Below are 23,329 nucleotides of genomic sequence, written 5' to 3'. Positions count from 1 at the left end.
TTATGTGGAGAATAGTAAAATGAGTAAATTTTCTCAAGAGATCGAAGTTAGCGGACATTTGATTGATTCCTTGATTTTGACTAAGATCTTTGATAAAATTATGGATTTACAAGGCGAGTTTCAAGTACAAGAAATCAATATCGGTAAAAGAAAAAAAGATCAGTCATATGCTAGACTGTTAGTTAAAGGTAAAAATCAAAAACATCTAGATGAGATTTTACAAACAATTTACAGAGAAGGTGCAGTATCTAAAATTCAAAAAGAGATCACCCTAAAAAAATCTCCAAAAAATAATGTAATGCCAGATAATTTTTACAGTACAACAAACAATCACACCCAAGTTTTTTACAAAGGAAAATGGATTCAAGTAGAAAATATGATGATGGACAAGTGTATTGTTGTAAAAGGGAATAGAGCATTTTGTGTTCCAGTAAGAGATGTCAAAAAAGGTGATCAAATCATAGTTGGTGAAGGAGGAGTCAAAATTAATCCTCCTGAGAGACCAAGAGAAGGCTCTAATGTCTTTGAATTTATGGGAAGTTCAAGTTCTAGTGAACGACCAACTCAACATATTGCAAAAAAAGTTGCAGATGACATCTACAATACAAAAAAGAACGGAGGAAAAATTGTCATTGTAGGAGGTCCAGCAATAGTTCATACTGGAGCATCAGATGCAGTATCAGAATTAATCAGATCAGGATACATTGATGGGGTTTTAGCTGGTAATGCATTAGCAGTTCACGATATTGAATATGCAACCATGGGTACCTCATTAGGAATGAATGTGAAAGACGCAACACTAGCATATCATGGTCATAGAAACCATATGGATGCAATCAATTCTGTATTCAAATCTGGCTCCATTTCTAATATGGTAAAAACAAAAAAACTTACCAAAGGAATAATGTATGAATGTGTAAAAAACAAAGTTCCCTTTGTTTTAGCAGGATCTATCAGAGATGATGGTCCATTACCAGATGTAATTACTGATGTTGCACAAGCTCAAAGAGAATACAAAAAAGTTCTAAAAGATGCAAAGATGGTCATAATGATTTCAACCATGCTTCACTCTATTGCAACAGGAAATATGCTTCCAGCAAATGTCAAAGTAATTGTTGTAGATATCAATCAACCAACAGTCACAAAACTTATGGATAGAGGTACATGGCAAGCATTAGGAATTGTTTCAGATGTAGGGGCGTTCTTACCAATGGTTGCACAACAAATTAGAAAAAAGAAATAATCAAAACAGTGATTGGTTTGTTCCTATTTTTATCTAAATTTACAGTTCATCACACATAGGACAAAACTCTTTACCTTTTTTATCCAAACGCAATGGTATACTCAAACCATCCATTTTACAATTAGAACATTCCTTGAATTTACCCAATATGATAGATGGTGGTTTATGAAATTTAAATCTAGTTTGCCTTCATGGTTTCAATTTGTTTTTTTATTGATTGATTTAGCGTGACATAAACATTTACAACCAGGATCCACGATATGTGGATTTACACAGTAACAGCCTTTGCAATTAAAGTTCATACTTTAATAAACAAATAATATATTATTAAAAATAGTATGTGCAAAAAATTACATACAAGAAAATTTATTTATAACAAAATATGAACTTACTATAATAATATTAAAAAATTATTAAATTGTCTGCAATCTTGGATGTAATACATGATATCCATTTTCATTAAATCTAATAGGATAAGTTTGTTCACTGTGTTTTGTTCCCCTCATTTTAATTACTTGAATAGATCTTTCCATGGTGTTTGATTTTTGCAAGTGGTTTAACATTACAATTCCAGACGCAATATACCATTCAGGAGGAGTTCGAGATTCTAGGGTTTCTGAAATAATGATGGAGGTGCACCCTTTTTCTTCCAATCTTTGCATCATCCTCTGCATACCTTGTCTGGCAGAAAATTGATTGGTATATTGCATATTTAGAACAGACAAAGAATCAACTACAAGTCGCTTTGCATTAATTTTTTTTATTCCTTGAATAATTAATTGAGTTAAATGTACAAATGGGAATGGTTCTGTTTTGTATAGAGAATCATCAGATTCAAAAAAGTCTTCGTCTTTTTTAAAAGGTCGTGCATCAACAATTAAGATCTTTTCATCATCAATTAATTTTTGAATATCCCAACCATATCCTTTAAAATCACTGATTAGTTCATTAGGACTTTGAGTTAATGTAACATAAATTCCTGATTCTCCAAAATCATATGCCCCATTATACAAAAATTGCATAGCAAAAGTAGATTTACCACTGCCAGTAGTACCAGATAAAACAATAGATTTTCCTTCCTTTAATCCTCCATCAACTATCAAATCAAATCCAGGAATTCCTGTTCGGATCTTTTTTTCGTGATTATTCACACAAAAAATGTCCTAATTTTCTATATAAAGAAGAGTAAGCGTCTTTATCAGACATACAATAAGGTTGAACCTAAAGGGGAATACTTTTAGATTTTGACCAGAGTGTATCAAATAATAATTTTTTAGAGTAAATCATTGCAGTAGAGTTTGTCCACATTGCAGTAACATTTTCTTTTCCAGATTCAGAATTCTTCATGTAAAATAACACTTCTTCGTCATCTTTTATGACAAAACAAATATTTCCATTTACAGCAGCAGGCAATTTTTTAACATTAGTTCTTTCAATCTCATCAAAAACATATAATGTTCTATCTGTAGAATTTGTTAATACCTTAAGTTCAACAGGAGATTTGTCTAAAGGTTCTAAAAAGTTTGCATGATAAAATTTTAGAAAGTCTTTTTCATTTCCAATAACAATAAAGTCTTTTTTTGCATTAATTATCATATCATTAATTTTACCATGAATTTGGTTTTCACCTTGAAGCATTTGGAATTTATCATCCTGTAAATCTTCAACTTCATCATGATAATTTGGAATTGAGTTCCATAATTTTGTTAATTCTTTTTCTTGATTTTCTAATTTTTTGATTCTTTCTTTTTCGGTGTTCACAATTGATTTAATCGCTTTAGTTAGTGGTAATGCAGTGAATTTGATTGGGTGTTGAAATGTTGCAGAAACAATTCCTTTATTTTGTAATGTAGTAAGTAAATGATATGTTTCAGTTCTGGGGATTTTTAATGAACGACACACCTCTGGTGCAGTCTTTGATCCATATTTGCCTAAGAAAATATAGACCTTACACTGATTAGAAGTTAAACCAAATTTTGAGAATTGATTTTGTAGCTCATCTACAGAATTCTTGTGTTCATATGAACTTGAATCTGGATCTTGTTCAAATATTGATACTTGGTGTGATTCTGTCAATTTATCTTTCTCCGAGAATATGTTGATTGAATGAGTGGATTTATCATGATCAAGTCAACAAGCTTTGATCTAACTGATCGGTTAATTGATCGTTTATTTCCAATCGAGGCACGATTTACGCATGAATTATAAATATTTTTAAGATAATTTTGTATCAATTTACAATTCACATCCTATAGTCATGATCGATTTGTAAGTAAATTTTGGCCTTTTTAACTCCGAAGGTACAAAAGCTAATTGATATGAACCATTTTCTTGTTCCAATCCCACACAGCCAAGATCTTTTTTGATGCCAGTTGAGATTAATTGTGTGATTGTTTCTTTAGTATTTTTTAGTTTTTCGGCTTTTGCCTTCATGTCTTCTAAGGATTTAAAATATAATTCAAGTTCACCTCTGGTTCCAATTCCATTGTAAAGATGAACGTCTTGATATTGTATCCAATTTTTCTGTTCTCCTTTTTTTGTTTTCCTTTGTTTTTGATTTTTACTGTTGGATTTTTTCTTTGTTGTATTTTTTGAGTCTGTGGAGTTTACAATATCCAGTTTTTCTTTTAAATCAGAAAATTTACTATCATCATTTTTTTCTTCAGAACGAATTTTTTCACCTAATAATTTTGAATAATCATCAATTTTTTTATTTAGTGCTTCTAAATTTTTATCAACAGATTCATGTAATTCATCAACAGATCTAAAATGATGGATTTGGTTAGAGTTCAAATCTACAACTCCTCTTTATTTTCATTTGTATTATCTTCAATAGTTTTTACACTTTCATCATAGTTAATATTTTGAATTTTAGATAATTTTTTCGTTACAGTTCGAATAAATGTAATGTTTTTATTTTGAATTATTTTTTCTTTATTAATTAAATCAATTAAAGGAGTGATTGCATGTTGTAATATTTGTGAAATTTGTGGAATGGTTAATTCATCAAATCTTGTTTCCTCTTCTTTTCCATTAGGATGTTTAATTATAACATCTAATGATGGTGTTAATGTTATTTTGGTATCTGAGTCATATTTTAAAATATTTGTTGGTAAATTAACTGAAAATCCTAAAAACTCTGTAATTGTTTTTAATGTGTTGTACAATTCATCTACAACATTTGTTTTTTCATTTTCTAATTCATAAACTTGAACAGATTCATCTACCAGTAAATCCGTGGTTTTTAGAGCATCATCAAACTCTCTAATATCCACATCAAGACTTGTCGCCATATATTATAAAATCCATAATTCGATATTGAGTATGTGTATGTAAGACAATGTTACAAACTAGTGTCTCAAATCACTCTGACAACCCCAATTTTGGTTGTTTGCAGAAAAATTTGTCCTTTTTGGTCATATCCGTCCAAAAATACGTATAGATTGTACCTTCCTTCAGGAATAAGATCACTGGATGTATTACCAGGTTGACTGCGGGGTTTTTCAAACTCAAATGTAGATGTTTGGTTGCTAGGCATAATTGGACTATCCTGATTTGGGTTTATAGATGTCGAGCCAGTGTTGTCTATAAATGAAGCATAAGGAATACCCGTTAACTCATCTTCAAAAATTACTCTGCTTTGATATTTTATAAAATGTCCATCTGCACTGGGATTAAAAATATTCAAAGAACCTCTTTCAGAATTATCATATGTGAAAAATCCAGGATAAGATATTGAAGGGTTTGGTGTCTGAAGAAAACTGTTTCCCAAACCAGAAACTACATCTGAATCATCAATTATCATTTTCATATCAAGATGTCCCAATGGTTTTACTGTCATGGTCATGTTGAATTTTAATCGCTCATTTTGATCAATTATTTTATTTTCTGACACATATGATGTAAAATTAAACTGCCCCCAAATATCCGATATAGGATTGTTATATTCTCCAAAATCACTCATGTATTTCATTGGATAACTAAAACTTTGAGTTACAGTTTTGTTTGATACACCAAGATTATTTCCAAGTTGATCAACAATTCTAATATCAAAATCCAACAAATGTGCAGAAGTACCATAATTTGTATTAAACAAGTCCGTTACCTCTTGTTCTAGTAAATCTTCAACTAAAGCATAATCATTCCAATGAATAATGTCATCTATTGAACCTACAAAACCTTCTAATCCAATTTGGTTGGATGCACCAATGTAAATATTTCCTTGTAAACTAATAGAGCTGTTTCCTGAAAAAGATTGTGAGTCACGTAGTATTCCATCTATATACAAGATACAATCATTGTCGTCTGGCATAACAGCTACAAAATGATGCCATAAATCATCTTTGTAAAAAGATGTACTAGTACAAGTTGTAGTGGTAGATCCCGTATCAATTTGAAATACAAAATGTCCATTTTGATTTAGAAACAGTTTGTAATATTTTGTACCTCCGGTATTATCCCCATAATAAATAACTTGATTGGATACAGGTCCAGCAGATGATGCTTTAAACCAGCCTGAAGTGGTTGACGGACTGTCTTGTATGTTGTTATCTGATGTAACTGTAATTGATGCATATTGTTGCCCTGAAAACTGAAATGCACCTGCTCCTTGATGGCCAGTACCATTCCAAATTGGACGATTTATGCCAATTCCTAATGACATTATAGTATTTCCAGTAGCATCAAGTGGAGAATCGACATCAGATTCAAAATGATATGCCATTGTTTCAGAATCTGATCCGGTGTGCATCAAGCTGTCCGGAACAGGACTACTGATATACCGCAATGTTGAATTCCAATTTCCATCAGGAATATTCACTGTAACATTTCCATCATAATTTGTGTAAAATACAGCATTTGATTGCCTCAAATCAATGACTTCCCCCAAATTATCTTCAGGAAGTGAAGACCACATTTGTCTGCCATCTAACGCATCAAGTGTTTCAGTATGAAAAATTAAAATATCCTTTCCAATTGATGAACCTGGAGATAACAAACTACTTTGTAATGCATTTGTGCTTTGTTCTGCAAAAGAAATTTTTTGTATTTCAACTTCTTTGGATACAATGTTTCCAGGAATACCATTTTCAAGACTAGCATCAAAACGAACTTTTTGACCATCCTCTCCAGTTAACCTATAATGCCATTCAAAGAAAGCAGTATTTCCAGGCTCCAATACAGGATGAGGTTCAGGTATAGATCCTTCTAAAACTGCAGTAGCTCCTAAAGATACTGCATTAAGAGTAGGTTGAAGATTTGTCAAAATAATATTTTTTGTTGCATTATTTGTAACAGATAGTAACAGAGTGGTTTTAAAATCAGTTGGAACCTCTTCAGGAAGTGCAAATAATTGAAGGAGTAATGATTCATTTGCAGAATTTACCAAAAATTCTTTTGTTGACCCTCTATCTGTAACTAGTTTCATTTTATATGTCTGAGAATCTAGTGCAGTTAAACCAAGATTTTGTCCAATATTTGTAATTGTACTACCTGTACTCACCACATAATCTAAATCATATTTGTAAACTTGATCAGTACCTGTAGTATTTTCAACCCATAGCCTAGATAATTTTATTGGAAGTTCACCTGTGTTCTCTACAGTTAAATTAAATTTTTTATTTTCAATTAAAATGTTAGAAATTTCAAAAGTTTCTTTTTGTCTATCTTCTCTTTCTTGATCTATTACAAATACAGTTTGTGAAAAAGTATCAAACAGTCCCATACTATATGTGAGATAACTTGCAGCAGTCATTATCACAATTAAAAAAAACACCCCTCCAACTACGGTGCTCAGAGCTCTTCTTTCTTTCATGGTCCCATTGCATATGTTTTGTAAATTTTACCTCTTTCAGTAGATACAGTTACCTCGATTGGAGAAGTAGTTTTCCAATCATATGTAATTTCTAATGAAAATTCTCCATTACGAAGGATTCCACCATTTGAAATTATAGATTCAGATTTATCAATTGTATCATCAAGAGTAATTTTTGTAACATTAAGACCGATATTTCCAATATTACTAATTGTCATGTTAAGGAATTTTGTTGATGTGTCATTTCCAAACCAAATATTTTCAATTACCAAAAATTCATTTAATTTGTTTATGCCATTTGAATATACGCCATTAAGTTCATTTTGTTCTGTTGCAAAAACACTATTAGACCAAACAACAAGAACACTTCCCATAACTGCAACTGCTGAAAGAAGAATACCACTTGTAACCACCGTAGCTAACGCTCTTTTTTTTCCTCTTTTCATGCTAAAAAAACCAAAAAATCAATATTATTGATAGGTATGTAATTTCAAAAACTTACACTAGATTCAATCTAATCATGTCCAGTACATGATTTTCCACATGCAGGACATGCAATATTGATTTCATCATTAGAGAAAAGACCAATTTGGTTAGACAAGCCAAATACAAACATTACATATGTCCACAAAAACAAAATATCTCCAGGATGTCCAGGATAATAGATGCCATTTAATGATGCAAATAACATACTATTATCCCCAATTATTTGAGACACAATACCCAAGCAAACAAGTGAAAGCATAAAATTTACTTCACCCTTAAAAAATAAAATAACTCCAATTAAAACAGGAATCAGTATTATTGAGTCCAAAATTGGATATGCAGTTATTACTGCAATATTTTCATCTAACGAATCAGAACCAACAATCATCATCATGCTGGGTATAATGAGCATCATAGATACAAAGACTGCACCCAACACTAGTTTTTTTGAGATTTGTTTTCGAAAGGGCCTTAGATAAAAGATAAGAAATGCAAAAAATAATTGATAGCCTGTTATGAAAAAGAAATCATCAGCATATTCCCACACTGGAATTCCTAAAACCAAATCAGATAAGATTCCAATAAATTCTCCAAAAAACCAATAGGTCGAAAACAACATAAATAGAATCCATGCTTTTCCGTGATTTCCTTTTATGCCATATTGAGACACCATGAAAATTGAAAAAAACATCACACTTCCAGATAAAACCATTGAAGACCAATCTGTAAATTCAGTTGCAATTTGTTGGCCTAAAAGATTTGCAAATAAAACCAATCCTGCAATTCCAAGTAACGTGAAAAGAAGATATTCTTGGATTTTAAATTGATTAAATAGAATATACAAATTAATCACTGTGCAATTACTTCAAGGAATTTTGCAATAGATGGAGATGAAGATAATTTATCAAGATTAACTTTGATAGACTCAATTATAGTTACATGAGATTTTCCATAAAGATCCTTTAAGATTCTATTTAGAAATTCTGGTTCTTCATAGCAATCGCCAAGTGTTCGTTTATAATCATCTAACAATCTTTGTTTTACTTTATTTAGATCAGGTTTTCCAATTTCCAAAAGAGCTTTTTCAATTGCAGTTACAATAGCAACTTTAGGATCATCACTAGTTTGTGTTTGATTCCAATCAACAGAATTAACAATTTTTCTAACTGAATCTTGAATCTCATAATCATCACTAGTCATTGCCACAATTGTTTCATTAGCAGATTCAATTGGTGAGGTTCCATCAGCAATTAATCGTGCCCAATTAGCTAGATCGCCCACAGAAGGGCCATAAGGCAAATCACCAGTTTTGTAATCATAACGTAATTTTGCAGCAACCTCCACAATTTTTTTGGAGGTCTCCTTAGAGATACCACTACGTTCAATTAACAGATTAACTTCTTTTTCATCAATTTTTTTATCTACACTCATATAGTCAAAGTTTAGCCAAACACTCATTCTTCGCCTAAATGCAGCGTTTAGGGGTTTAGTTCCAGAAAATTCTACAGAAAAGGGGTTCATGCTAATTATCATAAATGCATCTTTGTGTCGATAAATCAACTCATTATCTTTTTCAGTTAAAACCATATGTCCACGAGCATCCAAAATAGGATTTAGTTTTGTTGCAACATCCTGTTTCATCATATTTGCCTCATCAAGATACAAAATACCTCCGTATCTACACCATGACGTAATTATTCCATCAATCCAGTTTTCTTTTCCTAAACCGATATATCTGCCAAATAGATCGTATGCAGATGTCTGTAATCCACAATTAATTTCCCACAAAGGCAATTGAGTTAATTCAGCCACTAAATACACAATGTGTGTTTTTCCAGTTCCACTAGGACCTATCAATGCACATTGTTTAAAATATCCCAATGCCCGTGCAATTCGTTCAACATAGTTTTCTCCATTATCATGATATACAGGAGTTCCATTAGGGATGAGTTCCTGCATATTCGAACTAAAATTGAAATTTTCAGGATTAACATATTTTTTGATATCGTAATCATGTAGTTTTGATGTGTCAATCTTTTTTTTCTTTGAAAAATTTATTTTCAAATTATAATCATCGTTATCAATTCTTGATGTTCTTCTATCTTTAACAAAAGAAGGTAAGTTATTTGAATCCACAAAATACAATGCTTGTGAATGTCTTAAACAAGAGGTATGTATTGTGAAACTACAGACAGGGGGTTAATTACCAATAATCATGACATTATTCGTGAATTATGAAATAGGAGTAACGAATTTAGCGTTCAATAAATCATCAAATGAAAATACAGATTTTAAAAAATACGAGATTAATGTTGACCTTGAAGAAGAATCAAGTACAGAACATCAAACAATGCTCAAATATTCACTAGATCTTACCTCAAAACCTAAAAATTCAGTCATTAGTATTAGTGGAAATGCCAAAATAAATGGAACTCAAAAAGATGTTGAGGAGTATCTTAAACAAGACGATGAGAGAGTGCCATCAATCGTATCAACAATATATCAAGAATTATTTCCATTAATGTATATTATTTCAAAAGACATGAAAATTCCTTCTCCAGCACACACCATATCTCAAAACAATGTTAAAGACAATCCAATTGACACTGAAATTACATCTGAAGATCATACAGGTGATGTAGAAAACACCGAATCTCCAATTGAAGATACCCCTGAAGACAAAACAGAGATTCCAGAGGTAAATGAGTCTGAAAAAGATATCCTAGATGAAACAAATATCGACATTACATGATGAGGGTTGCAACAAACATTTTTTGAAATCATTTACAAGGTTTTTTACGACACAGCTCAAAAAGAAGAAAAAGATGTAAGACTTGTTCTCTCAGAAAAATTTCCACATCCCATAATTTCATTTTATCCAAAACTAGAAGTAAAAATCCCCCTCCCAAAAAAAAATAACAACAAGTGGGTATACTCTGGAAGATGGTTTGATGATTCAGAAGAATCAGAACAAACAGTATGGAGTTTATTTTTAGCTACAGTATATCATTTAGCAGCTCATTCTGCGGTTACAGATTACACATTATACAAAGAATGGATACAGAAAAAATCCCCCAAAATATGTTGGAAGGTAATTGATTTTATAGAAGATGACGCAGTGAAAAGATATCTTTTAACTATCAACCCTCAAATCGCAGAGGAACTTTTGAAAATAGAATATGAAAATAACAAAGTCAATAACGAAGATGTAGGAAATCATAAAAAAGGCCTTAATTTAGGCACAAAAATCGCAGACCAAATAAAAGAAGAAATGCACAAAGAAGTTTTGTTATGTTTTGATGATCAACATAAAAAACAAGTAGTCAATTGGGCTGAAAAATTATATAAAAATAGAACCAGTGTGCAAAATAAAAATCCATTTTATTATGAAACACATGACAGCAAACAGTTACTTCAAATCAAAAAAAATAATCTAGTAATACATCCAACAGGGGAATTCAAACACAAAGTCAATAAATTGAATTTTTTGTATTTAGAAGAACATGAAAGAATAAGAAAAGTGATTAGACGAATTAGAAAAGATCTGGTTGGATTAAATTTTGATACAGTTACAGTACCTAATGAAGATATTCAGTCTTATTTCAAACTAAAAGAAGAAAACCACAAACTAATAAAAAAAATTAGAGAACAAATTAGGATGGTATTAAATAACACAGAAAATCCTCAAACCAATTTCTATGGAGAAATTGATATGGAATTAGCCATTCAAGCTATAGCTAGTAATACACAACAATATGCAGAAGTATTTGATAAAAATGAAGAACAACGAATAGAGGAGAGTTGGGCAATTTTAGTAGACAACAGTGCAAGCATGAAATTAAGATTCAAGCAAGTAAAAGATTTCATGTTATGTATGGCAGAAGCTTCTGATGAGCTTACAGGCGCTGCAGGAGTGTGGGGATTGTTCAGTTTTGATCAAAAATTTTCTATTTTAAAAGATTTCAAGGGAAACTACAATCAAGATGTTCGTGCAAGAATTGGAGGATTAAAAAGTGGTGGGTTGTCATTTACACCAGATGCCATCATATTGGCCGGACGCACTCTTATGAAAAATCCTGCAGATATCAAACATCTTTTTGTGTTTACAGATGATTTCCCCACAGGATTGTGGAATTTTGATAAGAAATTATACTTGGCGATTAAAGAAGTAGAAAGAATGGGCATAGAAGTGATAGGAATAGGTTTATCACCTAACATTTCAAAATATTTTTCAGATTTTTGTTATGGTTCAGATATTCGTGAATTGACATCTAAATTTATTCGAATTTATCGTATGAAATCAGTTAAAAACCTATAATTTTTATATATTTTTATGTTATTATTGAAATTATTATATTTAATACTATTCATATGCTCATCAAATAATATGTTGCGTTTGTCAGTCTAAAATATTACATACTAGATGACATAACCTCTAACACTCTTTTACTCTCAATAATGAAAAACCACGGTCTCAGAAAACGTAAAGGACTCAGTACAGTTCTCACAACTGTAATTATCCTGGTAGCATCTGTCGTACTAGGTTCTGGTGTTGTTTTGTATGGAACAAGTTTGTTCCAAACCGGAGCACAGCAAGACAGTATTGCAGTTTCAGGAATTCAAGTGTGGGTAAATGCTACTGATGCTACAGGTGATGCGTGGGGAGCAGCAGGAGTCAGAAACAATGGTGAAAGAATTCTTTCAGTAGATACCATTCAAGTTAGAGGCACTACCGTACCACTAGCAAATTGGTATTTTGATAAGGATCAATCCAGAGTATCTGTGACAAACTTCCAGAGCACATATGTACATGAAGGTACAGGTGGTGCAGGAACTTTGATGAAAGATACTGTTGATGCAGGTGGTGCTGTTACAACATCATGTACATCTCCAGATGGTACAACATTGGAGATTGACATAGATGATGCAGGTGCACTACCAACACTATGTCTTGAACAGGCTACAGCCCCAATTGCACTCAATCCAGGTGATAGAATGATTGTGTATTTCCAAATCCCAGACGGAAAAATCACTTCAATTGATGCAGGTGCTTCAGCAAGTTTGAACATATTTGCAGGCAAAACAGGCGCACCCCTAAGTATAACCATCCAAAACCCATAGGGGAGTCTTTTTTTGCCCCTTTCTTTTTTCTATCCTATTATGGTGAATAAAAAATGAAAAACGAAAATAATTTAAAAATTCAAAATATTCTAAACAAGGATCTCTTAGATGAGAAAACAGTAAATGAGATTTCAAGTCAATTTCAAATCATAAAGAAATATCCACTTGTTGCACCGTTTTGTTATGCTAATATTTTGTATGATGAAAAAAATTCAAATTTTCAATATTTTGTAGATGAGATAAAATTAAATCATGAAGAAAAGCGAATTTACAACAGTCTACATTCATTTGTAGAACAAAGTCTAGATTCAATAGATCCAGCAAAAAACGATAATTTTGACGCTCATCTAAATGATGTAATACAACAAAATCAAGGCTTTTTTGTTTCAAGCCCCACAGTAAGTTTAGAGAAGGTCAAATATTTTTTAAAAAGAGATGTTGTAGGGTATGGTGCAATTGATGCTTTGATGCATGACCCAAATATTGAAGATATTAGTTGTAGTGGTCCAAATCTACCAATATATGTTTGGCACAGAAATTATGATAGTATATCTACAAATGTATTATTTAATACGCATCAAAAGTTAAACTCATTAATTACAAAAATAGTTTTCAAATCGGGGAAACATGTCAGTACTGCACATCCAATATCAGACCTTGCATTAACAGGAAATCATAGAATCTCTGTATTATATCAAAAAGAGATCACCCCAAAAGGCACAAGCTTTACAATAAGAAAATTCAAAGAAGATCCATTTACTGTAATTGATTTAATCGGATTTGGAACCATTGATCTTGAAACTGTAGCATATCTTTGGATGATGATTGAAGCCAAAATGTCGATTATGATTATTGGTTCTACAGGAAGTGGAAAAACTACAGTACTTAATGCAATTGCAGGACTAGTAAGTGAAAATGATAAAATTTTTTCAGTAGAGGATGTAGCAGAAATTAATATCCCACACGACAATTGGTTTTCATTAATTTCAAGATCAGGATATGGTCCAAATGGTGAAGGGGAAATTGGTTTGTATGAATTAATCAAATCAGGTGTAAGACATAGGCCAGATTACATTATAGTAGGTGAAATTCGTGGTTCTGAAGCATATGTGATGTTTCAGGCAATGGCAACAGGACACGGAGGTCTTTGTACAATGCATGCAGACAGTTTTGAATCTGCAAGTAAAAGATTACAACAAAAACCAATGAACATACCTGCAGCTTACATGTCATTGATGAATTGTGCACTTGTAATTAGACGTGTAAAAGACAAGAAAACAGGACAAAGTATGCGTAGAATAATTTCGGTAGAAGAAATTACCAGTGAATTGAGCCCAAATTCTGTGTCTACCTGGAATCCAAAGTCAGATTATTTTGAGCACAAATTAGAAGAAAGTAAAAATCTCAAAAAAATTTCAGAACAAACAGGAATAGACATTGATGAAGTGCTAAGAGAGCACGATAAAAGAACAAAAATTTTGAAATGGATGTTATCAAATAACATTCGAGAACATAGAAAAGTTTCTGAGATGATTAGAAAATATTACAACGATCCAAAATCAGTCTTAAAAAAAATTAATTATGGTGAGGAAATCTAATGTTATCTATCAGTAAAATTTCTGAACTTGATTTCGAAAGAAAACAAAAAAAGAAAATTGACTTAGAGTTACCCTATTTTATAACAATTGTAACATTACTTAGCAGTGCAGGAATTGGACCCTATCTTATTTTAGAGAAACTAAAATCAATACAGCTTCTTCCAACAATACAGAATGAATCACAAAAGATGTTGAAACGAATTGATTTGTTAGGATTAGATCCATTGACTGTAATGAATCAAGCAAAAACACGTTCAAGTTCTAAAGCCTTAGGAGAGTTCTTTGATGGATATGTGTCTACCATAGAAAGTGGCGGCAACATCATGAATTTCTTGAAAAATAAAATGAAACGAGTGTTTGACAGACATGCAGAAACACAAAAACAATCCGTTGTAAAAATGGGAGCGCTTGTTGAAACATACATGACAGTACAAGTAGTTTTGCTTGCAGTATACATCATAGGTGCAGCCATGGCATCTCAAACAACAGATTCTCAACAATCAGGAATTGATGCAGAATTAATTCTTTTGATAATAACTCCAATCATAACATTTGTTTTTATTGTTTTAGCACATAAAATGTCTATTTCAAATATTCCGGAGATTAACTGGAAAAAACTCTTGGTGTTTATTGTGCCTACTTTGGCAATTAGTTTAGCTATAATCGGGTTTGAGATCTTGCCCGATGCTAAAGTTAACCCATATTTTCTGGGAGGAGTATTGATTGCAATATCAATATGGCCAACAATGCATTTTAGAAAAACATATGCTAAAATTTTAGCATCAGAGGATTCAACACCAATAATTCTGCGAACCATTACCGAAGCCAGGAAAACGGGAATGAGTCCAGAAAGTTGTGTTATTCATGCATGTAAAAGAAAAGACTATGGTTTGTTTAATGAATTAGCAAATGGAATTGCCAATAAAATAGAATGGGGAGTGGAATTCAAGCAGATTTTTACACATCTTAAAAAAGAAATTCAGACCTTTGAGGTATTGATTAGTTTCAATATTTTATTTGAATTAATATCATCAGGAGGAGGAAATCCTCAAACTTTAGATTCTTTAGCAGAAACAAGTGAAAAAATATACGAAATTCAAAAAAGTAAACGGGATTTACTAAAGCCATATCTTTTAGTGGGTTTTATTTTAATGGGAACTACAGGGTTTACTACATTGTTAGTTACAGACTCATTTGGACAAATTGCAGAAGATCATAAATTAACAGGTATGAGTACCGAACAAGTAGTACCTGCAACTTTAGGGTTATTTCCAATAGTAGTATTATTACAATCATGGACTGCAGGACTATTTTTGGGCAAAGTCATCACAGGTGCATACTCAGGAGGATTCATGTATTCAATAATATTAGTAATTATGACATTGATTGGAATCACACTAGTCCAATTCTCAATAATAGATGTAAATTCTTTGTTTTAGGTACACCTAGGTGTATCATAAAAAGTCATACAGTGTCTTATATCAATTCTTGAAGCAGTTTTTTGTATTGAAGGCGGTCTTACTTTTGGTGTTGATCATATCAACAATGATGGCACATAATACATATGCACAAGAACCAAAAAGTATAGGATATGACATAATGCCAAAAAAATTGGTAGAAGGTACTGAGGGAATTTTGCAAATATATGGATTAAAAAATAATGTACCACATCCCAACATAATTAGAAATTTGGTAGTTACATCATTAGATCAAAATATTATCAAGATTTCAGATATAAAAATGGACGAAAATAATTTTATTTCATCTATAAAATTAAAAGCAATTGATGCCGGCAATACAAAAATTGCCATTGCATCACCAGGATTTTCTTCAGTTGAATTTCCAATAACGGTTTATGATGTAAAACAAGGAGAACAGCAATTATTAATAAAAACAGTTCCTGATACTTTTACCATTAACGGTCCTACAAAAGGATACTTTGCAGTAGAATTAGCAGATATTGATTCTAACCCAACTTTAGCAAAACAAGATACTGTAGTATCACTAACAACATCCAATTTAGATACAATAGACTTGATAAACAATCAAGTGACAATTAAGCAAGGAGAATATTTTGCAGTGGGTGAATTTGAAGTAAAAAAACCAGGAGAGGTGATTGTTTATGCAGATAATTCCGAGATAGAATCAGATAGTGCAACAATCACAGTTAATGGATACAGTTCTGGAACATCTTCAACAAATGAAAAAGGTAAAATTCAACTTTATGTAATCCCAAACAAAATTAGTAATTTTGCAACTTCTAGTACATTTGCAATTGTACAATTATTAAATAGTGAAGGAATGCCAGTAAAAGCCACAGAGTCAATTCCAATTTCACTTAACATTCATCATGAAGATGCCAAAAATAATAGAACACCTGATATCAGCACACCTGAAGCATTAATAATTCCGCAAGGATATTCAACAGGGTATGCAAAATTATCAGTAAAAGCAGGACTTCAAGAGACATACGATGTGAGCATATCTGCTCAAGATTATTTTGTTTCAGAATCAGCTAAATTAGAAACAGTGTTTACAGGAGACATACAAAATCCACAAACAAAATTTGAGACCATTCCAATACCATCATCAGGTTCTGAGGAGTTAATCGGGGTGCTATATCCTGCAGATGGTAATGGAGTTTCATTAATTAATACTAAAACAATTGATGTTGAGATTTATTCTTCTAACAAAGATGCCTTATCCATTTCAAATGATAGAATTGATAAAGCAGATGGCGCAAAATTGATTTTTGGGAAATTAGGTTATGTCAAACCAGATAAGTTAGAAGTAATTGTTGTTGGTAAAGAAAAAGATGTGACATCTCCAATAATTCATGGGCCCGGAAAAACAGAACTTAGCCTAATAGCTGAACCACTTGTATCAAAAGTTTTACCTACATCAAATTTTCCCATGATGTTATATTTTACAGATAATTCCGGGGCAAATTGGTATTTTCCAAAAACATCTAACTTGTTTATGTCCCCAAATGAATTTGTGAAAACAGATATTCAAGCAGTTAGTGAAGGACAATCAGTTGTGATTACAAATTCACATTCTGTTAAAGAAGGTAAAGATACATTAAATTTTGAAGTAAGCGAATACACCACAAATGTCGAAGTAGATACAAATGTAGTAAAACCATCTAAAATAGAATTATCATATTCTAATCATTTGTTATCAGATATGAAAAATAGAGTCTCATTACAAATACTTGATGACTCTGGTAATCCGATGTTTGCAAATCATGATATGAATTTTAAAATCGTATCAAATGACGATAGTGTAAAAATACCTGAAACTGTTACCGTTAAAAAAGAAACATACAATTCATTTTTTGAGATCGTACCAAGTCAAACAAAAACAAGTGAAATTGCAATTTTAGCAAGTGGTTTTCCTTTGGCAAAATTTAATCTTAATTCAATAGACATAAAACCATCACTAACTATTTCAACCGTAAATTCAGTAGATGTTGGAAATACATTTGATTTGGTAGTAGATGCAAAAATTGCAAACACCCCACTAAGTAATGTAAAATTAGAGTGGGATGTACAAGGTGCAGAGATTCAAGAAATCAAAGAATTTACAGATAACGCAGGTAAAGCTAAAATTTCATTAGTAGCAGAAGACTCTGAATCCATACAAGTAAAAGTTACTACTCATGAGTTTGATGACATAATTACTGCGTCAAAAGAGATCATTACAACTCAAGCAAATGAATCCGTTCAAAAATCACAGGGGGGTTTTGGTGGAAACGAATTAGGATTAATTTTGATTCCTGGAATTGTGATCGGTGGTGGAATTTTGATCAGAAAAAAGAGTCTATTAGAACCAATATCTGAAAGATTCCCAATTGTTGAAAGGGTGTTAACTGTATTTGATGAAATTATTGATGAAATAGATCTGATGGGCAAAGCATCCGAAATTAAAGAAAAGATCCCAATCATCAAAGACAGATGATTACTTTGAAATTTTTTTCCTAGGAACCAACACTCTATAAAATATCAAAATTCCAAATATTTCAAGAGATTCTACCAAGCCAACTGTATAGAAATGCAATAACCAGCCTTCAAATACATCATTAATCATTGCCATTAATGCATACATGTGGGGGGAACCTGAAATCATTTGTTCAAAAAAACTAAAAATACCACCCACCCAATCTATGATTTCTATCGGATTAGATATGTTATTTTTAAATTCAGACTCTGTTAAATTTGAAATTAGTTGTTCTTTAAGATGTAAAAATTCAGAATTTCCTTGATTTATTGCAAAAATCATCATTGATAAAAATAAAATCATGAATAGAACATAACTGTAAACCAAAATACCTTTTTTACCAGATTGAATTTTTAACATAGTATTTTGAAACATTTCTCCAAACTTTCCCAATTTATTTTTTTTAACTAATACCAACATAACAATTGAAATAACAGAGATTAATCCAAATGAGCTAAACCAATCATCGCTTACATAAACGGAAAAAAATATTCTTACAGGAAGTAAAATTGCAAGCAAAACAGAGGCAACGATTAAGGATTCGTATTTACTTCTTTGAGTGGAACTCGATTTATTGTCGGTTCTACTCATAATTCAATTGAATCATAGGTGTTATTAATTTTATATCAATTTATTTAAAAATAAACTGTCACAAAAAAAATGTTACAAAATTATAAACTTAAGTTTTCAATAAAATCATTCGTCGATTTATGAGTTGAGATATTTTTCATGTTCTCTTTTAGTGAATTTAGAACATCATGATATGAATTTCCAAGTAAATCTTGTAATACTTGTTTTAAAAATTCAGGATGTTCATAGCAATCTTCTAATGTACAATCAAAATCTTTTTTAAGAGTCATAACAACTTTGTCAAATTCCTGAGTTCCTAATTCTAAAAGGGTATTTTTAATTGCTAATGTAATCATTGTTTTTTTCATTTGTTGTAATGAGTCCTCTGATGGGTCACAAAGACGATGAGTTTTTCGTAAAATTTCATCAACGTCAATAGGCTCACAAATAAAAGCAGATGGATGTAATCGATTAAGTTTAATTTCTTTTTCAGTAGACAGTTTTTCAGATATGACAATCACATTAGCTTTTGGGTTTATCTCTCTAATTTTTTCCAATGCAAAAATACCATCATAAACAGGCATGTTAACATCCAAAAAGACAACATCAGGTTTCAATTTTTGAAATAAAAATACAGCATCTTGTCCATTGTATCCTTTACCAGTTACATCGATGCCGTTACTAGTTAATAGATCGCCAAATAATTGAATTGTTTCTTTGTCATCATCTACAATTATTGCACGAATCAATAGTTAGGATCAAGGGTTTGTTTATAAAAACATGTCAGATTTTCAGTATGTATTATAAAGATACATGTTGAGCTTTATGTCATTTTTCAAACATTACAACATATGGCAATAGAAGAGATTTATGTCAAAAAAACAGATACACGTTTTAGGCAACGTGAAGAAATATCAGAGACAATAATAAACAATCTTAAAAAACTGGGGTTGACTAAAAATGAATCAAAAATTTATTTGTATTTGAGAAAAAATGGTCCTAAAAAAGCAATAGACATATCCAACCAGCAAAAAATCCCTCGAACTGAGACATATTATTTGTTATCAACATTACAAAAAAAAGGGGTAATCTCAGTAATTTTTGAGAAACCTACAAAGTTTATGGGATTACCATTTGAGAAAGTAATCTCTACATTAATTTCAAACGAACAAAAAAAAATTGATGAGTTAGAAATTATCAAAAAAGAAGTTATAGAGTTAGTAAAACACATTACAATTTTAGCAGACACATAACAGATTTATCAATAAATATGGAATAATTAATGATGGAGTCATCACCAGAAATATTTCTCATTAGGGTAATTCTTGCATTAATAATGCTAGCAATTGGAGGATTTTTTGATATTTGGAAAAGAGAAGTTCATGATTACCTTTGGATAATTTTTGGAGTTGCCGGTGCGGCACTATTAATTTTTGAGCCGTTCCAAACAGAGGTGATTTTTACAACATTATTTGCATTGATTGTTGCTCCAATCTCAATAATAATTTGGAGAATGGGCTTGTTTGGAGGAGCAGATGCATTTGCATTAATTGCACTAGCAGTAATTGCACCACAAATTACAATTAGTGAAAATACAGTAACGCCATTTACAACACTATCAAATGCTGCAGTGTTATTTATTGTTCCATTGGTAATTAATGCATTAAGAAATATGATATCAAAAATTAGAGGTGAGAATATTTTTGAAGGATTTGAAGAATCTACTACAAAGAAGATCTTAGCATCATTCATTGGGTATAGAGCAAAAAATCCAAAACATGGATTCTCAATTGAAAAAACAGTAGGGTCTGTTAAAAAAATTACATTGTCATTTCACCATGCAGAAAATGAAGAGTTTTCAACAACACCAAATACCTGGATAACACCTGGAATCCCATATCTGTTGTTAATTATTGGTGGATTTTTGATTCAACTAACATATGGGGATATTATCCTCATTGGGATGGGCATAAACTCTTGATGTTGTAATAATCATCTGTAATACAGTAATACAGACACGGGCTTAAGACCAATATCATGTATTAAAAAAATATGACAATGGAAGAGGCACTAGTTGAAGGATATATCTTTGATGCAAAACACACAGAATCAATTGAAAAAATCAATACAATATTATTACAATATGGATTAACACCTAATCAATCAAAAGTATACCTTCACTTGACAAAAGCAGGTGAAAAAACAGCCTCAGAACTCTCTAAAAATTTGAAAATTCCACGAACAGAAACATATCATTTGTTGAATTCTTTGGAACAAAAAGGAATTATTTATTCAATATTTGGAAAACCATCACGATTCAATTCCATTCCAATAACTGATGCAATGAATATTTTAATAAATAATGAAAAGAAAAGAATAGAAGATTTAGAATCAAAAAAGAAAACCATAATATCACTATGGGAAACACTGCCCGAATTTCACAGTGAAAAAGCAGAATTACCTGAAAATAGATTTCAAAGTTTACAGGGAAGAAATTCAATATTAGTAAAAATTGAGCAAATGACTAAAACTACCAAAAAATCTATTCATGTTCTAGGAACTGAAGCCAATTTCATAAAATTTTATCATACGGATTTTGTGGATTATCTAAAAAATACAAAATCAGAATTAGAAATAATCACAACATTTTCGGAAAAAGGAAATTATGTCTTTGAGGGAATAGAATTAAAAAATATCAAAAAACTAGATGATAATCATCAAGATAATTTTTCATTCATAATCAAAGATGAATCTGAAGTGTTATTTTTTGTAAATAATCCGGATACAGAATTTATGGCAATGTGGACTGATTCAAAATCTTTTGTATCGACTCTAGAATCATTATTTAAAATGATTTGGAGAAAATCTGAACATATAATAGAGAAAGAAAACACTGAACTAAACGAAATAGAGTATGAACATAGATTAAGAGAAATAGAACAAGAGAAGAAAATCCTAGAGTATATTCACAAAAAAGTTCTTGTAAAAAAAGGAGTAAAAATTGAGTAACACTACAACTGTCAAAAAAGAGCTCAATATATTGATGATTGATGATAATGAGCAAATAACAAAGATGGTATCTACATTTTTGAGACTAAATAATCACAAATGTACAATTGCAAATCATGCTCAAGACGGATTAGAATACATTATCAAAAATGATTATGATACAATCATACTTGATCTAACCATGCCTGATATGGACGGATATGATGTTTTAGAGAAAATTAATGAGTCAGATATCAAATACAAGGTAATTGTTTTGACTGCTTCAAATATATCTCAAGAAAATATGAAAAAGATCAAACAATCTGGAACAAAAATAATTTTACAAAAACCAGTAGATATTGATGTGCTATTAGAAAAAATATCTCACATAGCAAATCTGTAGGAGAATCAACATGTTAAAAATTAAACATGTGTTATTTTTGATGTTTGGAGTTACAAGCTTTATAATTTTCTATATGGGATTTTTGAATTACATCACAACTGCAGACCAAACCATGGGATTAGTAATGTTAGCATTTTCAGGAATAGTATCAATTGGATCATTAATAGGAACATTTTATGTTTCTAGAAAAATAACAATGCCAATAGAATCAGTAATTGGGAAAATGAATGAATTTTCAGCAACAACAAAAGTTGATGAGGACTTTTTACCACATAATGGCATTAAAGAACTTCATTTTCTTCATGAAAATTTCAAAAACATGACAGGTATTGTTTCAGATACAATCAAAAAAGAAAGAAAGGTAAACAAACAGCTTCAAGACATGGATAAACGTAAAGTAGAATTCATGTCAATGGTATCACATGAACTAAAAACACCACTAATGCCAATTTTAGGATATGTTCAATTATTAAAAAAAGAAGAGTTGTTAGGAAAATTAAATTCTCAACAACTAGATGCAGTAAATGAAATTGATTTAGCAATTACTAGATTGCAAAAACTTGTTCAAGATGTTTTAATTGTTCAAAAAATAGATTTAGAGAAATTAACAATTACAAAATCAAATATTAATTCAGCAAAAATTGTCGATACAGCATACAATGCATTTTTGCCAATATGTAATCTAAAAGGAATCAAATTAGAGAAAAATATCAAAGAAAATCACCAGTTAGTCTCAGATCCAGACAGAATCAACCAAGTATTTTCCAATCTAATATCAAATGCCATTGAATTTGTGCCAAAAGATAACCCTCATATCGAGATTGGTACATATGATGAGGTAAATCAGATAGTATTTTTTGTTAAAGATAACGGAGTAGGAATTTCAAACGAGGAACAAAAAAATATTTTCAAAAAATTCTATCAAATAGATGCAACATCAAAGAGAAAGAAAGAAGGTAGTGGGCTTGGTTTGGCAATTTGTGAAGGAATTGTAAAGAAACTAGGCGGAAACATAGGCGTAAAAAGTGAAGGTGGTAAAGGAACAATGTTTTACTTTACATTATCAAAAAAAGAGATCCAGGTACAAAATTTCCAATTGTAATAAAACT

Annotated in this window: 22 protein-coding genes; 12 read left to right on the top strand and 10 right to left on the bottom strand. The window is 31.1% G+C overall.

Annotated elements, in window-relative coordinates; all coding sequences use genetic code 11:
• Positions 1-19 precede the first annotated feature (19 nt).
• A complete protein-coding gene (locus ACX12B_RS04335; RefSeq protein ID WP_459352829.1) occupies positions 20-1,243 on the top strand; it encodes an ornithine cyclodeaminase, nickel-pincer nucleotide-dependent in 1,224 nt (407 codons plus the stop codon).
• A gap of 413 nt (positions 1,244-1,656) precedes the next feature.
• On the opposite strand, the gene ACX12B_RS04330 is transcribed toward ACX12B_RS04335, so the two are convergent.
• The 8 genes from ACX12B_RS04330 to ACX12B_RS04295 form a co-directional block, all read right to left on the bottom strand.
• Positions 1,657-2,394, bottom strand: coding sequence for an RAD55 family ATPase (locus ACX12B_RS04330; RefSeq protein ID WP_459352828.1), 738 nt, complete (start codon positions 2,392-2,394; stop codon positions 1,657-1,659).
• Positions 2,395-2,464: 70 nt separating this feature from the next.
• Complete coding sequence (locus tag ACX12B_RS04325) at positions 2,465-3,319, bottom strand: TrmB family transcriptional regulator (RefSeq protein WP_459352827.1); 855 nt, start codon at positions 3,317-3,319, stop codon at positions 2,465-2,467.
• A 159-nt stretch (positions 3,320-3,478) separates the two neighbouring features.
• Entirely contained in the window at positions 3,479-4,036 is a 558-nt protein-coding gene (locus ACX12B_RS04320) for a hypothetical protein (protein ID WP_459352826.1), read from the bottom strand.
• Between the two features lie 2 nt (positions 4,037-4,038).
• Positions 4,039-4,536 carry a hypothetical protein gene (locus tag ACX12B_RS04315; RefSeq protein ID WP_459352825.1) on the bottom strand — a complete coding sequence of 166 codons (498 nt, stop codon included), beginning with the start codon at positions 4,534-4,536 and terminating at the stop codon, positions 4,039-4,041.
• A gap of 65 nt (positions 4,537-4,601) precedes the next feature.
• A complete protein-coding gene (locus ACX12B_RS04310; RefSeq protein ID WP_459352824.1) occupies positions 4,602-7,055 on the bottom strand; it encodes a LamG-like jellyroll fold domain-containing protein in 2,454 nt (817 codons plus the stop codon).
• Positions 7,052-7,501, bottom strand: coding sequence for a hypothetical protein (locus ACX12B_RS04305; protein WP_459352823.1), 450 nt, complete (start codon positions 7,499-7,501; stop codon positions 7,052-7,054). The genes ACX12B_RS04310 and ACX12B_RS04305 overlap by 4 nt, the downstream gene beginning before the upstream one ends.
• A gap of 68 nt (positions 7,502-7,569) precedes the next feature.
• On the bottom strand, positions 7,570-8,385 hold the full coding sequence (locus ACX12B_RS04300) for a hypothetical protein (RefSeq protein WP_459352822.1): 816 nt from the start codon (positions 8,383-8,385) through the stop codon (positions 7,570-7,572).
• Positions 8,386-8,390: 5 nt separating this feature from the next.
• On the bottom strand, positions 8,391-9,677 hold the full coding sequence (locus ACX12B_RS04295; RefSeq protein ID WP_459352821.1) for an AAA family ATPase: 1,287 nt from the start codon (positions 9,675-9,677) through the stop codon (positions 8,391-8,393).
• Positions 9,678-9,768: 91 nt separating this feature from the next.
• On the opposite strand from ACX12B_RS04295, the gene ACX12B_RS04290 reads away from it, so the two are divergent.
• The 6 genes from ACX12B_RS04290 (at position 9,769) to ACX12B_RS04265 (ending at position 18,220) form a co-directional block, all read left to right on the top strand.
• Positions 9,769-10,293, top strand: a complete 525-nt coding sequence (locus ACX12B_RS04290) for a hypothetical protein (protein WP_459352820.1) — start codon at positions 9,769-9,771, stop codon at positions 10,291-10,293.
• 366 nt (positions 10,294-10,659) lie between these two features.
• Positions 10,660-11,859: a VWA domain-containing protein gene (locus ACX12B_RS04285; protein ID WP_459352819.1), complete on the top strand. Its 1,200-nt coding sequence runs from the start codon at positions 10,660-10,662 to the stop codon at positions 11,857-11,859.
• 140 nt (positions 11,860-11,999) lie between these two features.
• Positions 12,000-12,662, top strand: a complete 663-nt coding sequence (locus ACX12B_RS04280; RefSeq protein WP_459352818.1) for a hypothetical protein — start codon at positions 12,000-12,002, stop codon at positions 12,660-12,662.
• 53 nt (positions 12,663-12,715) lie between these two features.
• Entirely contained in the window at positions 12,716-14,260 is a 1,545-nt protein-coding gene (locus ACX12B_RS04275) for a type II/IV secretion system ATPase subunit (RefSeq protein ID WP_459352817.1), read from the top strand.
• Positions 14,260-15,699, top strand: coding sequence for a type II secretion system F family protein (locus ACX12B_RS04270; RefSeq protein ID WP_459352816.1), 1,440 nt, complete (start codon positions 14,260-14,262; stop codon positions 15,697-15,699). The genes ACX12B_RS04275 and ACX12B_RS04270 overlap by 1 nt, the downstream gene beginning before the upstream one ends.
• Positions 15,700-15,787: 88 nt before the next feature.
• A complete protein-coding gene (locus tag ACX12B_RS04265) occupies positions 15,788-18,220 on the top strand; it encodes a hypothetical protein (protein ID WP_459352815.1) in 2,433 nt (810 codons plus the stop codon).
• Here the strand turns inward: ACX12B_RS04265 and ACX12B_RS04260 are convergent, their stop codons facing one another.
• Both ACX12B_RS04260 and ACX12B_RS04255 read right to left on the bottom strand, forming a co-directional pair.
• Positions 18,221-18,850: a hypothetical protein gene (locus ACX12B_RS04260; RefSeq protein ID WP_459352814.1), complete on the bottom strand. Its 630-nt coding sequence runs from the start codon at positions 18,848-18,850 to the stop codon at positions 18,221-18,223.
• A gap of 80 nt (positions 18,851-18,930) precedes the next feature.
• A complete protein-coding gene (locus ACX12B_RS04255; protein WP_459352813.1) occupies positions 18,931-19,578 on the bottom strand; it encodes a response regulator in 648 nt (215 codons plus the stop codon).
• Between the two features lie 102 nt (positions 19,579-19,680).
• Here ACX12B_RS04255 and ACX12B_RS04250 point away from each other — a divergent pair, with 102 nt between their 5' ends.
• The 5 genes from ACX12B_RS04250 (at position 19,681) to ACX12B_RS04230 (ending at position 23,322) form a co-directional block, all read left to right on the top strand.
• On the top strand, positions 19,681-20,082 hold the full coding sequence (locus ACX12B_RS04250) for a helix-turn-helix domain-containing protein (RefSeq protein WP_459352812.1): 402 nt from the start codon (positions 19,681-19,683) through the stop codon (positions 20,080-20,082).
• A gap of 29 nt (positions 20,083-20,111) precedes the next feature.
• Positions 20,112-20,810, top strand: a complete 699-nt coding sequence (locus ACX12B_RS04245; protein WP_459352811.1) for an A24 family peptidase C-terminal domain-containing protein — start codon at positions 20,112-20,114, stop codon at positions 20,808-20,810.
• 71 nt (positions 20,811-20,881) lie between these two features.
• Entirely contained in the window at positions 20,882-21,838 is a 957-nt protein-coding gene (locus ACX12B_RS04240; protein WP_459352810.1) for a TrmB family transcriptional regulator, read from the top strand.
• On the top strand, positions 21,831-22,220 hold the full coding sequence (locus ACX12B_RS04235) for a response regulator (RefSeq protein WP_459352809.1): 390 nt from the start codon (positions 21,831-21,833) through the stop codon (positions 22,218-22,220). Before ACX12B_RS04240 ends, ACX12B_RS04235 begins: the two co-directional genes overlap by 8 nt.
• A gap of 10 nt (positions 22,221-22,230) precedes the next feature.
• On the top strand, positions 22,231-23,322 hold the full coding sequence (locus ACX12B_RS04230; protein ID WP_459352808.1) for a sensor histidine kinase: 1,092 nt from the start codon (positions 22,231-22,233) through the stop codon (positions 23,320-23,322).
• The last annotated feature ends 7 nt before the right edge of the window (positions 23,323-23,329 follow it).

It is taken from the genome of Nitrosopumilus sp. S6 (genome assembly GCF_054515815.1).
This window is presented reverse-complemented; position numbering and strand designations above follow the sequence as displayed.

What these genes read in the sequence shown, in the direction of transcription:
- ACX12B_RS04335 (WP_459352829.1), top strand. Translation starts at nt 20, where the DNA reads ATGAGTAAATTTTCTCAAGAGATCGAAGTTAGCGGACATTTGATTGAT.
- ACX12B_RS04315 (WP_459352825.1), bottom strand. Translation starts at nt 4,536, where the DNA reads ATGGCGACAAGTCTTGATGTGGATATTAGAGAGTTTGATGATGCTCTA.
- ACX12B_RS04310 (WP_459352824.1), bottom strand. Translation starts at nt 7,055, where the DNA reads ATGAAAGAAAGAAGAGCTCTGAGCACCGTAGTTGGAGGGGTGTTTTTT.
- ACX12B_RS04305 (WP_459352823.1), bottom strand. Translation starts at nt 7,501, where the DNA reads ATGAAAAGAGGAAAAAAAAGAGCGTTAGCTACGGTGGTTACAAGTGGT.
- ACX12B_RS04280 (WP_459352818.1), top strand. Translation starts at nt 12,000, where the DNA reads ATGAAAAACCACGGTCTCAGAAAACGTAAAGGACTCAGTACAGTTCTC.
- ACX12B_RS04275 (WP_459352817.1), top strand. Translation starts at nt 12,716, where the DNA reads ATGAAAAACGAAAATAATTTAAAAATTCAAAATATTCTAAACAAGGAT.
- ACX12B_RS04270 (WP_459352816.1), top strand. Translation starts at nt 14,260, where the DNA reads ATGTTATCTATCAGTAAAATTTCTGAACTTGATTTCGAAAGAAAACAA.
- ACX12B_RS04260 (WP_459352814.1), bottom strand. Translation starts at nt 18,850, where the DNA reads ATGAGTAGAACCGACAATAAATCGAGTTCCACTCAAAGAAGTAAATAC.
- ACX12B_RS04250 (WP_459352812.1), top strand. Translation starts at nt 19,681, where the DNA reads ATGGCAATAGAAGAGATTTATGTCAAAAAAACAGATACACGTTTTAGG.
- ACX12B_RS04245 (WP_459352811.1), top strand. Translation starts at nt 20,112, where the DNA reads ATGATGGAGTCATCACCAGAAATATTTCTCATTAGGGTAATTCTTGCA.
- ACX12B_RS04240 (WP_459352810.1), top strand. Translation starts at nt 20,882, where the DNA reads ATGACAATGGAAGAGGCACTAGTTGAAGGATATATCTTTGATGCAAAA.
- ACX12B_RS04230 (WP_459352808.1), top strand. Translation starts at nt 22,231, where the DNA reads ATGTTAAAAATTAAACATGTGTTATTTTTGATGTTTGGAGTTACAAGC.